The organism is Agromyces sp. NPDC055520, assembly GCF_053619715.1.
The window spans coordinates 1-12,288 of record NZ_JBSHJY010000020.1; the positions used below are offsets into that span (position 1 = coordinate 1).

Genomic DNA, 12,288 nt, shown 5'->3' on the forward strand with positions numbered 1-12,288 from the left:
GGCCACGCCCGCGGCGCCGCAGCCGGCGGCGGCCGCGGCGCCCGTCAGGCCGATCGGCCCGCCCCGCCGCGGGCCGATGGGCGGCGGGCCGATGGGCGGCATGGGCATGCCCGCCGAGAAGTCGATGGACTTCTGGCCCTCGGCCAAGCGCCTGCTCGGGCGGCTCCGGCCCGAGCGTGCGCTCGTCGTGGCGGTCGTGCTGCTCGGCATCGTGAGCGTCGTGTTCTCGGTGCTCGGCCCGAAGATCCTCGGTGGAGCCACGAACATCATCTTCGAGGGCTTCCTCTCGTCGCAGATGCCCGCGGGTGCCACCCAGCAGCAGGTCGTCGACCAACTGCGGGCGTCGGGCGACACCCAGCAGGCCGACATGGTCGCCTCGATGCACCTCGTGCCGGGGCAGGGCATCGACTTCGCAGCCCTCTCGACCGTGCTGCTCTGGGTGCTCGCGCTGTACGTGCTCGCCTCGCTCTTCGGCTGGGCGCAGGGCTACGTGCTGAACGGCGTGACGCAGCGCACCGTCTACCGCCTGCGACAAGAGGTCGAAGACAAGCTCCACCGCCTGCCGCTGTCGTACTTCGACAAGATGCAGCGCGGTGAGCTGCTCTCGCGCGTGACGAACGACATCGACAACGTCTCGCAGTCGCTGCAGCAGACGATGAGCCAGTTGCTGACGTCGCTCCTGACCGTCATCGGCGTGCTCGTCATGATGTTCGTCATCTCGCCGCTGCTCGCCGCGATCGCGCTCGTCACGATCCCGCTCACGATCCTCATCACCACGGTCATCGCGAAGCGCTCGCAGAAGCTCTTCGTCGCGCAGTGGACGCACACCGGCACGCTCAACGCGCAGATCGAGGAGGCCTACTCGGGTCACGCGCTCGTGCGCGTCTTCGGCCGCCGTCGCGAGGTCGAGCGCGGCTTCGACGACAAGAACGACCAGCTCTACGAGGCGAGCTTCGGCGCGCAGTTCGTGAGCGGCATCATCATGCCCGCCATGATGTTCGTCGGCAACCTCGTCTACGTCGCGATCGCCGTCGTCGGCGGGCTCATGGTCGCAGCGGGCGGCATCAGCCTCGGCGACGTGCAGGCCTTCATCCAGTACTCGAGGCAGTTCACCCAGCCGCTCAGCCAGCTCGGCTCGATGGCGAACCTCCTGCAATCGGGTGTCGCGAGCGCCGAGCGGGTGTTCGAGCTGCTCGACGCCGACGAGCAGGTGCCCGATCCGGTCGAGCCCGAGGCCGCGGCAGATGCCGATGCCGATGAGGGCACGCCATCCGGTCGTCTCGTCTTCGAAGACGTCTCGTTCAGCTACGACCCCGAGAAGCCGCTCATCGACGACCTCTCGCTCACCGCGGAACCCGGGCAGTCGATCGCGATCGTCGGCCCCACCGGGGCGGGCAAGACGACGCTCGTGAACCTCATCATGCGCTTCTACGAGCTCGACTCCGGGCGCATCACGCTCGACGGCGTCGACATCACGCACATGACGCGCGACGAACTGCGCGGCCGCATGGGCATGGTGCTGCAGGACACCTGGCTGTTCACGGGCACGATCCGCGAGAACATCGCCTACGGGCGACCGGATGCCTCGGAGGACGAGATCCTCGAAGCGGCCCGGGCCACCTACGTCGACCGCTTCGTGCGCACCCTGCCCGACGGTTACGACACCGTGCTCGACGACGAGGCCTCGAACCTCTCGGCCGGCGAGAAGCAGCTCGTGACGATCGCCCGGGCGTTCCTCGCGCGGCCCGCCGTGCTGATCCTCGACGAGGCGACGAGCTCGGTCGACACCCGTACCGAGCTGCTGCTGCAGCACGCCATGAACGCGCTGCGGAAAGACCGCACCTCGTTCGTGATCGCGCACCGGCTCTCGACCATTCGCGACGCCGACCTGATTCTCGTGATGGAGGACGGACGCATCGTCGAGCAGGGCACGCATGCCGAGCTGCTCGCCGCCGACGGCGCGTACACCAGACTCTACGAGGCGCAGTTCGCGGCCCCCGTCGACGCGGCCGTGCTCGTCGACCCCGAGGACGGCGCCGGCGCCGGCGCAGGGGCGGGCGCGGGCGCGAGCACCGGTGCCGTGCCGGTCGTCGCAGAAGGCTGACCTTCTTTTCTGGCGCGAACGGGCCTTTTCTGGCGCGAGCGGGCCCTTTTCTGGCGCGAGCGGCCAGTAGATGCCGCCTCTTCTCGAATGACGCGGCATCTACTGCCCGTTCGCCGGAAGGTGGAGAGGCGCAGGCACCGCGCGGGGAGACGGGAGCCGGGGCGCGGGGAGACGGGAGCCGGGGCGGGGAGACGGGAGCCGGGGCGCGGGGGCGAGCGGTTGGGCGCGGAGGCGAGCGGTTGGGCGCGGCGGCGCTCGTGCTGCTCGGCGCGGGCTACGGGGTCGTGGGCGTCAGGGCGGGGAGGAAGGCGGGGTCGCTCGCGTAGACGAGCATGCCGACGACGACCACGACGATGAGCGCTGCGACGCCGGCGACGAGCGGGATCCACCACGCGAGACGGCCCGCCTGCATGCGCGAGCGCGCCCACACGAGCGCCCCGACCCAGAGGGCCGCCTGCAGGGCGATGCCGATGAAGATCATGAGCGGCACGGCCGGCCCGGGCGTGAAACCGGCGGGAGCATCGACGCCCAGCATCGACGCCGAGAGCTTCGCCGATTCGAGCGCGGTCGTCGGCATCTGGAACAGCGCGAGGCAGTTGTAGAGCGCACCGAAGACGCCGAACACGAGCAGGGCGATCGTCCACATGCGGTCGATCGGGTGCGCCCTCGCGGCGACGCCGGTTGTGCCCGCCGGGCCGCCCTCCAGCGCACCCGGGGCGGGAATGCCGCCTGCTCGAGCGACACCGGCGCGGGCGGTGGCTGCGGCGGTGGCCTCGGCAGCCCCCGCCGCCGCGCGCTCGTCGACGGGCGGGGTCCAGGTCCACCCCTCTGGCGCGTACTCGCCGTATTGCGGACGAGGCCGCTCATCGCGCGGCTGCGGCGCTGCTGGCGGGGTCGTCGCCCCGCCGTGCGTCACTGCGGCGTCACCCGACGAGTCGGGCGTTCGAGCGGCCTCGTGCTGCGACATCCTGAACCTAGATGCTGATCGACTGCGCGGCGGAGCCGAGCTGACGCGTCGACTCGCCGACGCGTACGGCCATGGCGGTCTCGGCGACCTTGCCCCAGGCGCGGGGGTCGTACTGCTTCTTGTTGCCGACCGATCCGTCGACCTTCAGCACGCCGTCGTAGTTCTTGAACATGTAGTCGGCGATCGAGCGCGTGAAGGCGTACTGCGTGTCGGTGTCGATGTTCATCTTCACGACGCCGTTCGCGACGGCCTCGGCGATCTCGGCGTCGCTCGAACCCGAGCCGCCGTGGAAGACGAGGTCGAGCGGCTTCGCGGCCGTGCCGTACTTCGCCTGCAGGCCGTCTTGGATCTCTTTGAGCAGCGCCGGGCGCAGCTTCACGTTGCCGGGGGCGTAGACGCCGTGCACGTTGCCGAAGGTGAGGGCGGCCATGTACCGGCCCTGCTCGCCGAAGCCGAGCGCCTCGACGGTCGCGATCGCGTCGTCGAGGGTCGTGTAGAGGGCGTCGTTCGAGCCCTCGTGCTGTACTCCGTCTTCTTCGCCGCCGACGACGCCGATCTCGACCTCGAGGATGGCGTTGATCGCCTTCATGCGGGGCAGGATCTCTTTGGCGATCTCGAGGTTCTCGGTGAGCGGCACGGCCGAGCCGTCCCACATGTGCGACTGGAAGATCGGGTTGCGACCGGCCTTGACCTCGGCCTCGGACGCCTCGATGAGCGGGAACACGAAGTCGGCGAGGGCCGGCTTCGGGCAGTGGTCGGTGTGCAGCGCGACGGTGATCGGGTAGCTCTTGGCGACCTCGTGAGCGAAGCGCGCGAACGCGAGGGCGCCGGTGGCGCGGGCCTTCACGGTGTGGCCGGCGAAGTAGTCGGCGCCGCCCGTGGTGACCTGGATGATGCCGTCGGAGCCCGCCTCGGTCAGGCCCTGCAGCACCGCATTGAGCGTCTGCGAGGAGGAGACGTTGAAGGCGGGGAACGCGAAGCCCTTGGCCTTCGCGGTGTCCAGCATCTCGGCGTACTGCTCGGGGGTGGCGATGGGCATGGTGCTCCTTCGGACGACAACGGGGTTGGCGTCGAGTCTACCGAGTTCGCGAGGGGTGCTCAGGTGTCGGATGTCGCGGCGCCCGCCGCCCGGCATGATGGAGTCGTGCCGACCGATGCTGCGACCGACCCGCTTCGACTCGCCGAGCTGGGGCTCGTCGACGGGTTTCGCCGGGCGACGGCGCTCGCCGCGCTCGCCGCGGCGCCGCTCGTCGGTTCGGGCGACGGCCACGGCGTCGACGCGCTCGCAGTGCAGGCGTTGCGTGCGGCGCTCGGCGAACTCGACGTCGACGGCGTCGTCGTGGTCGGCGAGGGCGAGAAGGACGAGGCGCCGATGCTGTACGTCGGCGAGAGGTTCGGCGCTGCCGCTGCCGGTGCCGGCGGCCGTGCCGGTGCCTTCGCGCCGTCGATCGACCTCGCCGTCGACCCGGTCGACGGTACGCGGCTCGCGGCGGCCGGCGCACCCGGCGCGATGGCCGTGCTCGCGGTCGCGCCGCGCGGTGCCCTCGCCGCGCTCGGTGCCGCCCACTACCTCGAGAAGCACGTCACGTGGCTTCCGGATGCCCCGGCCGGCGAATCGGTCGGCGAACTCGTCGCCCGCATCGCGGCGGCGCGGGGCGTCACACCGGCCGAGGTGCGGGTCGCCGTGCAGGAGCGGCCGAGGAACGAGCGGTTCGTCGCCGAGGCTCGGGCGGCCGGGGCATCCGTCGAGCTCTTCGTGCACGGCGACATCGAGCGGAGCCTGCGCGCGGCGGGCGGCGCGGGCGACGACGAGACGGGCCTCGACCTCGTCTCGGGCATCGGCGGCGCGCCCGAAGGAGTGCTGACCGCGGCTGCGGTGCGGGCGCTCGGCGGTTCGATGTGGGCGCAGCTCGCACCGCAGTCGGCCGGGGAGCGCGAGCGCGTGGTCGCCGACGGTCTCGACCTCGACCTCGTCTGGCCGCTCGAACGATTGTGCAGGGCTCCGGCCTGGGTGTTCCTCAGCGCGGTGACCGAGTGCGCACCCGGGCGGGTCATGCTGCCCGGTGTGCGCACGGGCGACGGCGCGGGCACGGGCGACGGCGCGGGCGCCGTGGTCGCCACCTGGCACGCCGGCCCGGGCGTCGCGGCGACGGTCGGCGAGTTCGTGCTGCCGTGACCGGCGGCCCCTGAACGCCTGGTTAAGAATGCACATTCTTTCACCGTCCCTACCCCGAAAACAGGCGAGATCCGGGAGTCGGCTGCATAGGCTTGAGGAATCGTTCATGGCCGCCCGACTGGCCGGCAGCACTAGCGTCCGGGAGGACCCTCGATGGTGAGCACCGACACCGCAAGCCTGTTCTTGCACCCCGACCGCAACATCGCACTCGAACTCGTGCGTGCCACCGAGGCGGCGGCGATCCGGTCGTACCCGTGGATCGGCCGGGGCGACAAGCTCGGCGCCGACGGCGCGGCGGTCGACGCGATGCGCGCGTTTCTCGGCACCGTGAACTTCGACGGTGTGGTCGTCATCGGCGAGGGCGAGAAAGACGAGGCGCCGATGCTCTTCAACGGCGAGCGGGTCGGCAACGGCCGCGGCCCCGCCTGCGACATCGCCGTGGATCCGATCGACGGCACCTCGCTCACGGCGGCCGGCCGCCAGAACGCGCTCTCGGTGATCGCCGTCTCAGACCGCGGTTCGATGCTCGACGCGTCATCCGTCTTCTACATGGACAAGATCGTGACGGATGCCGCGGGCATCGGCGTCGTCGACATCCGCAAGCCGATCGGGGAGAACCTGCGGGCCCTCGCCGCGGCCAAGGGCAAGCAGGTCGGCGAGATGCGCGTCGCCGTGCTCAACCGCCCCCGGCACGAGCAGCTCATCGCCGATATCCGCGCCGCGGGCGCCGGAACCCGGCTCATCAGCGACGGCGACGTCGCAGGCGGCATCAACGCGGCCCGCTACGACTCGCGCATCGACATGTGCGTCGGCATCGGCGGCAGCCCCGAGGGCATCACGACCGCGTGCGCCATCAAGGCGCTCGGCGGCTTCATGCAGGGCAGGCTCGCACCCGGCGACGACGCCGAGCGCGCCCGGGGTGAAGCGGCCGGCCTGGACTGCGACCGGGTCTACGAGCTCGACGAGCTCGTGAAGGGCGACAACACCTTCTTCGTCGCGACCGGCGTGACCGACGGCGAGCTCGTCGACGGCGTCTCGCGCAAGGGGCCGATTCTTCGCACCGAGTCGATCGTGCTGCGCGGGAAGTCGGGCACGATCCGCCGTGTTCGGGCCGACCACCTGATCGAGAAGTGGCTCGTCGACGACATGCTGTGAGGCGTTCGCTTTCGGCGCAGTGACCGTGTCGGAGGTGCGCGGCAAGATTGACGGGTGACCGCCGCTCGCCTACCGCGCGCCCTCCGACCTTTCGGCTCGGCGCAGTACCGCCTGCTCGTCACCGCGCTCGCCGCCTCGTTGCTCAGCGCCGGCGCCTGGATCGTTGCGGCCGTCTGGCAGGTGGTCGAACTCGGCGGCACCCCGGTCGACCTCTCGCTCGTCGCGGTGGGCTCGAGCCTCGGACTCGTGCTCGCCGTGCTGTTCGGCGGCGTCGCGGCCGACCGCATCCCGCAGCGCCGCATTCTGCTGATCGTCGAGGTCGTGCGCGGCGCCGGCTTCGCGGTGGCGGCGTTCCTCGCCCTGACCGGCGCCATCGAGGTGTGGCATCTCGCCGTCATCTCGTTCGCGCTGGGCCTCGCCGACGGGTTCTTCTACCCCGCCTACTCGGCGTGGCTGCCCGCCATGCTGCCCGACGAGCAGTTGCTGGCTGCCAACGGCATCGAGGGGGTGCTGCGGCCGTCGGTGATGAACGCCGCGGGGCCGGCGCTCGCGAGCGGCCTCATCGCGATGCAGGGCCCATGGCTCGCGTTCGCCGTGGTCGCGGGGCTGCAGCTCGTCGCGGCCACGGTGCTCGGCGTCATGCGCCCGACGCCCGTGCGTCGGGTGCTCGACGGGCCCGCCGTGCACCCGGTGCGCCAGACCTTCATCGATCTGCGCGACGGGTTCGCGTACCTGCTGCGCACCCGGTGGCTGCTCGCGACGCTCATCTTCTCGGTGCTGCTGGTGTTCCTGATCATGGGCCCGATCGAGGTGCTGCTGCCGTTTGCGGTGAAAGACCAGACCGGAGGCGGCGCAGGGGCGTTCGCCCTCGCGCTCGCGGGGTTCGGGGTCGGGGGTGCGATCGGCTCGCTCGCGGTCGCGTCGATGCGATTGCCGCGGCGCTACCTGACGCTCATGATCCTGGGGTGGGGTTTCGGATGCCTCCCGCTCGCGATCATCGGATTCACCTCGTGGCTCGGGGTGATGGTCGCAGCGCTCTTCGTATGCGGTGTGCTGTTCTCGGCGTCGAGCGTCGTGTGGGGCACGCTGCTGCAGCGACGGGTGCCGCCGGCCATGCTCGGTCGGGTGTCGAGCCTCGACTTCTTCGTCTCGCTCGCGCTCATGCCGATCTCGATGGCCGTCGCCGGCCCCGTGGGGGAGTGGATCGGCATCGCCCCGGCGTTCCTCATCGCGGGACTCGCATCCCCGCTGCTGGCGATCGGCACGCTCGCGATCGCCCGTCTCGGCGAGGATGAGCTCGCGCATCCGCTCGACGCGATGCTCGACGCAGCGCCGGTGACCGGCGCAGAGGCCGCCGCGGGGTTCGAACCACCCGTCGACGAGGCGGAGCCCCGCTGAGGGGTCGACGTCGCCGACGCATCGTGCAAGTCTGGGGTGCACGTACGTGAGAGGGGTCACGATGGTCTCGATTCGAGATGCGTTTCCGGGGTTCAGCGTCGACGACGTCGAGGCGGCCCGCGAGTTCTACGGCACGAGACTGGGGTTGCCGGTCGACGACGAACCCGGTGCAGGGGCGCTGCGGGTCGTGCTGCCGTCGGGCCAGGGCGTCTTCATCTACCCGAAGCCCAACCACGAACCGGCGAGCTTCACGATCTTGAACCTGATCGTCGACGACATCGATCGCGCGGTCGACGAGCTGAACGCCGCGGGGGTCGTGACGAAGATCTACGCCGCGCCCGACGACTTCGGCACCGATGAACGCGGCATCGCTCGGGGCTCGGTGAGCGGCCAGGGGCCGGATATCGCCTGGTTCACCGATCCCGCAGGCAACGTGCTCAGCGTGCTGACGGGCTGAGCGGCGCCGTCAGGGTTCGGTCGCCGTCAGCGAGTTCGACGATCAAGCGCCGTCACCGGTTCAAGCCCCGTCACCGGTTCAGATGGAACGGATCTCGGGGTCGATGTCGGCGACGAAACTGATGTCGGCCTCGATCTCGATCTCGAGTTCGGTGTCTGCGGTGCTCGATTCCTGCGCGGGTTCGAGTGCGGGTTCGAGCGGCGTGAGCGCCGCGGTCTCGGCAGTGACGGTCGAGGTGAACTCGTATGCGGTGAGTTCGCGGGGGCTCTCGTCGATGCCCTCGAGCTGGGCGAGCACCTTGGTCTCGTCGAGTGCCTTCAACTTGCGCGCCGTGGGCATGACCCTCGTCTCGAGCGATCCGACGAAGGCGTTGTAGTCCTTGACGGTGCGCTCGATCGTGCGGCCGAGCTTCTCGATCTGGCCGGCGGTGACGGAAAGACGTGTGTAGAGCTCACGGCTGAGGTCGAAGAGCGTCTTGGCCTCTTTCGTCAGCACGTCTTGCTGCCAGCTGAACGCCACGGTCTTCAGCACCGACCACAGCGTGACGGGCGAGGCGAGCGCGACGCGCTTCGAGAAGGCGTAGTCGAGCAGGGCCGGGTCGGTCTCGAGTGCGCTCGAGACGAGCGATTCGCTCGGGATGAACGCGATGACCATCTCGGGCGAGGCGCCGAGGCCGGCCCAGTAGGTCTTGCCGCCGAGGGCGGTGATGTGGTCGCGAACCGCCTTGACGTGCTGCTTCATGAGCGTCTCGCGACGAGCGGCTTCAGCACCCGTGGCGGTGAGGGGGATCTGGCTGGCCTCGAGGTAGGCGTTGAAGGGCACCTTGGCGTCGACGGCGATGTTCTTGCCTCCGGGCAAGTGGATGACCATGTCGGGGCGGCCCGCACCCGAATCGGTCGTGATCGAGTGCTGGGTGTCGAAGTCGACGCGCTCGAGAAGGCCCGCCGCTTCGACCACGCTCTTCAGCTGGGTCTCGCCCCAGACGCCGCGCGTGCTGTTCGAGCGCAGCGCCGAAGCGAGCGTCTCGGCGGTCGAGCGCAGCCGCTCTTCGTTCTCGGCCGCGATCTTGAGCTGCTGGCTCAACTCGCCGTGCTGCTGGTGCCGCTGCGCCTCGAGCTCGGTGACCTTGGCCTGCATCTCGGTGATGGTCTGCTTGACGGGCGCGAGCGCCGTGAGCACCTTGCTGTCGGCGGCCTCGCGTGCCTCGCGCTGCTGCTGCTCGGAACGCTGACGCTCGACGATCTCGCGGTACTGGGTTCGCGCCGATTCGATCTGCTCGCGGAGCCCCACGGTCGTCGCCTGCGCCGCGGAGAGCTCGGCGTGGAGGCGCGCCTGCACCTGTTGCTCTTCGGAGCGGACCCGCGCCAACTCGGCCGAGCGGTCGGCCTGCAGCGCGGCGATCGCGGCCTGATGCCGGGCCTCGACGAGCGCGGGGTCTTCGACGGCAGGGGAGTCGGACGAAGCTTCGGCCGCCCGCTTCGACGCGAGGAACCACGTCGCGAGCGCGCCGAGTGCGATGCCGACGACGAGGCCGATGACGAGCAGCAGAATCTCCATGTCGACAGTGTCGCAGGGCCCTCCGACATCCGATGCGTCGTCGGCGGAGGGTCTCGAGACGCGGCGGCTTACTGCAGCGCCATCGGGCCGTGCACGGCGCGGTCGTCGCGCGTGGCGACCGGCCCGACCGCGCCGATCTTCACGCGCGTGACGTGCGCGAGGCGGTCGAGGTCGTCGACGTCGTGCCGGGCGGCGGCGTGCACCATGATCGCGGCGCACGCCTCGGCGTCGGCGAGGGCGTCGTGGTGCGAGAAGCCCTCGAAGCCCGCGGCCATCGCCGCGACCGGCAGTCGGTAGGAGTCGAGGTGGTACGTGCGCCGCGCGACCTGCAGGCTGCAGAGGTAGCGGAAATCGGGCACCTCGAGCGCGAGCGCCGTCGAGGTCTTCGCGATGACGCCCATGTCGAAGCCCGCGTTGTGCGCGACGAGCAGGTCGTCGCCCGCGAATTCGCGGAGCGCCGGCAGGTGCACCGACCAGTCGTCGGCGTCCGCCACCATCTCGGGTGTGATGCCGTGGATGCGCACGTTCCACTCCGAGAACTCGTTGTGGGGAAACGGCGGGCGGATGTAGCGGTGCTCGCGTTCGACGACGCGACCCGCGCGCACCTTCACCATCCCGACGGAACAGGCCGATGCACTCGACGAATTGGCGGTCTCGAAGTCGATCGCGGTGAAGTCCACTGGCACACCGGCATCGTCGCATGCCGCGCCGACACCGCCGGTCGCCCGCGCCGCGAACGCCGCGATGCGTCGCGCGACGGGTGACATCGGAGGTTGACGGATGCCTCGTGGTGGGCGTGGAATGGCGGAATGCACGAAGACCCCCACGAGCAGCGCGAGCACGGTCTCGTCGTCGACCCCGCCGACCCCGTGACACTCGAGAGTGCGAGGTCGTTCGGCGCCGCGGCATCCGTCTACCGTCAGGCCCGGCCCGGTTACCCGGCCGAGGCGATCGCCTGGCTGATCGGCGACGCGGCGCGCGTGCTCGACCTCGGTGCCGGCACCGGCAAGCTCACCGAAGCGCTCGTCGCGCTCGACCGCGAGGTGATCGCGGTCGACCCCGTCGAGGAGATGCTCGAGGAGCTCGAGGTCGCCGTGCCCGGGGTGCCGCGCATCCTCGGCACGGCCGAAGACATCCCGATCGAAGACGCCGCGGTCGACGCGGTCGTCGCGGGGCAGGCCTGGCACTGGTTCCAGCCCGATCGGGCGATTCCCGAGATCGCCCGGGTGCTGCGGCCGGGCGGCGTGCTCGGCCTCGTCTGGAACAGCCGCGACACGCGGGTCGACTGGCTTCGCCAGGCCGGCGAGATCATGCACGAACGCCACGATGCGAGCGCCACGTTCGAGAGCTACGTGAAGATCGGGCCGCCGTTCGGCGACATCGCCGAGCACACCGTCGAATGGGGTGCACGCATGTCGCGCGAGGGGTTCCTCGACCTCGTGCGTTCGCGCAGCTACTTCATCACGGCCTCGCCCGACGAGCAGCAGGCGACGATCACCGCCCTCGAGACGCTGCTCACGACGCATCCCGACCTCGCCGGTGCCGACGAACTCGTGGTGCCGTACGTGACGCGGTGCTTCCGCTCACTGCTGCGCTGACGGCGCCTGCCGTGCGCGGTTCGGCGAGCCGGCGCGAGACCGTATCCTGACCTGATGCATCGCGGACGGGCGTATCTCGCACTCACGCTCGCCAACCTCTTCTGGGCGGGCAACTACGTCTTCGGCGAGATGGTCACCGCCGAGATCTCGCCGATCTCGCTCACCTTCTGGCGCTGGGTGTTCGCCGCTTTGCCGCTGCTCGCGATCGCGTGGGCGATCGAGCGGCCCGACTGGCGGGCGGCGATGCGCGAGTGGCCGCTGCACCTGCTGCAGTCGGTGCTCGGCCTCACGAGCTACACGCTGTTCCTCTACAGCGCGCTCGGCCTCACGGGTGCCGTGAACGCCTCGGTCATCTCGGCGATCAACCCGGCGACGATCGCGCTCGCCGCGGCGATCTTCCTGCATCAGCGCCTGCACGGCCTGCAGATCGTGGGGCTCGTGGTGGCCTTCGCGGGCGTCACCCTCGTGCTCACGGGCGGCGATGTCGTCGCCGTGCTGGGGCAGGGATTCCGCATCGGGGATCTGCTCGTCGTGGCATCCGTCATCGTCTGGACCGCGTACTCGATCGTCGCGCGCCGCCTGCGCACGCCGCCCATCACCGCGACCGCCGTGCAGTCGGTGTTCGCGGTCGTCACGATGCTGCCGCTCATCGCCGTCGTCGGCGTCACCCTGCCGACCACCGCGGGCAGCATCGCCGGGCTCGTCTACATCGTGGTCTTCCCGTCGATGCTCGGCTACGCCCTCTGGAACCTCGGCGCCGGTGCCGTCGGCCCGGCGCGCGCCGGGATCTTACAGAACCAGCTGGCGGTCTTCACGGTGCTCATCGCGGTGGCGCTCGGCCAAACGCTCGAACCCGTCGCGATTGCGGGCGGGGCG

At 70.5% G+C, this 12,288-nt stretch carries 11 protein-coding genes; 7 read left to right on the forward strand and 4 right to left on the reverse strand.

The window, feature by feature from the left end; all coding sequences use genetic code 11:
* The first annotated feature begins 52 nt into the window (after positions 1-52).
* Positions 53-2,104 carry an ABC transporter ATP-binding protein gene (locus ACWGST_RS09940; RefSeq protein WP_452046549.1) on the forward strand — a complete coding sequence of 684 codons (2,052 nt, stop codon included), beginning with the start codon at positions 53-55 and terminating at the stop codon, positions 2,102-2,104.
* 274 nt (positions 2,105-2,378) lie between these two features.
* Here ACWGST_RS09940 and ACWGST_RS09945 read toward each other — a convergent pair whose 3' ends face one another.
* The gene (locus ACWGST_RS09945) at positions 2,379-3,071 is read right to left on the reverse strand and encodes a DUF6264 family protein (protein ID WP_452046497.1); all 693 of its coding nucleotides are present in this window, start codon (positions 3,069-3,071) and stop codon (positions 2,379-2,381) included.
* A gap of 7 nt (positions 3,072-3,078) precedes the next feature.
* Positions 3,079-4,110: a class II fructose-bisphosphate aldolase gene (fbaA, locus tag ACWGST_RS09950; protein ID WP_452046498.1), complete on the reverse strand. Its 1,032-nt coding sequence runs from the start codon at positions 4,108-4,110 to the stop codon at positions 3,079-3,081.
* Between the two features lie 105 nt (positions 4,111-4,215).
* Here fbaA and ACWGST_RS09955 point away from each other — a divergent pair, with 105 nt between their 5' ends.
* The 4 genes from ACWGST_RS09955 to ACWGST_RS09970 all read left to right on the forward strand — a co-directional run bounded on the left by ACWGST_RS09955 (position 4,216) and on the right by ACWGST_RS09970 (position 8,257).
* Positions 4,216-5,247 (forward strand): fructose-bisphosphatase class II, encoded by a 1,032-nt coding sequence (locus tag ACWGST_RS09955; RefSeq protein WP_452046499.1) that lies wholly within the window; start codon positions 4,216-4,218, stop codon positions 5,245-5,247.
* A 153-nt stretch (positions 5,248-5,400) separates the two neighbouring features.
* Positions 5,401-6,402 carry a class II fructose-bisphosphatase gene (gene glpX, locus ACWGST_RS09960; protein WP_452046500.1) on the forward strand — a complete coding sequence of 334 codons (1,002 nt, stop codon included), beginning with the start codon at positions 5,401-5,403 and terminating at the stop codon, positions 6,400-6,402.
* Between the two features lie 54 nt (positions 6,403-6,456).
* Positions 6,457-7,800: an MFS transporter gene (locus ACWGST_RS09965; RefSeq protein WP_452046501.1), complete on the forward strand. Its 1,344-nt coding sequence runs from the start codon at positions 6,457-6,459 to the stop codon at positions 7,798-7,800.
* Between the two features lie 61 nt (positions 7,801-7,861).
* Positions 7,862-8,257: a VOC family protein gene (locus ACWGST_RS09970; RefSeq protein ID WP_452046502.1), complete on the forward strand. Its 396-nt coding sequence runs from the start codon at positions 7,862-7,864 to the stop codon at positions 8,255-8,257.
* Between the two features lie 78 nt (positions 8,258-8,335).
* On the opposite strand, the gene rmuC is transcribed toward ACWGST_RS09970, so the two are convergent.
* Together rmuC and ACWGST_RS09980 are read right to left on the reverse strand one after the other, a co-directional pair.
* Complete coding sequence (rmuC, locus tag ACWGST_RS09975) at positions 8,336-9,814, reverse strand: DNA recombination protein RmuC (RefSeq protein ID WP_452046503.1); 1,479 nt, start codon at positions 9,812-9,814, stop codon at positions 8,336-8,338.
* Positions 9,815-9,882: 68 nt separating this feature from the next.
* Entirely contained in the window at positions 9,883-10,500 is a 618-nt protein-coding gene (locus ACWGST_RS09980) for an exonuclease domain-containing protein (RefSeq protein WP_452046550.1), read from the reverse strand.
* 123 nt (positions 10,501-10,623) lie between these two features.
* Between ACWGST_RS09980 and ACWGST_RS09985 the strand changes: the two genes are divergently transcribed.
* Positions 10,624-11,412, forward strand: a complete 789-nt coding sequence (locus ACWGST_RS09985) for a class I SAM-dependent methyltransferase (RefSeq protein WP_452046504.1) — start codon at positions 10,624-10,626, stop codon at positions 11,410-11,412.
* 54 nt (positions 11,413-11,466) lie between these two features.
* Positions 11,467-12,288, forward strand: an 822-nt coding sequence (locus tag ACWGST_RS09990) for a DMT family transporter (protein WP_452046505.1), incomplete at its 3' end; no start/stop codon positions are given.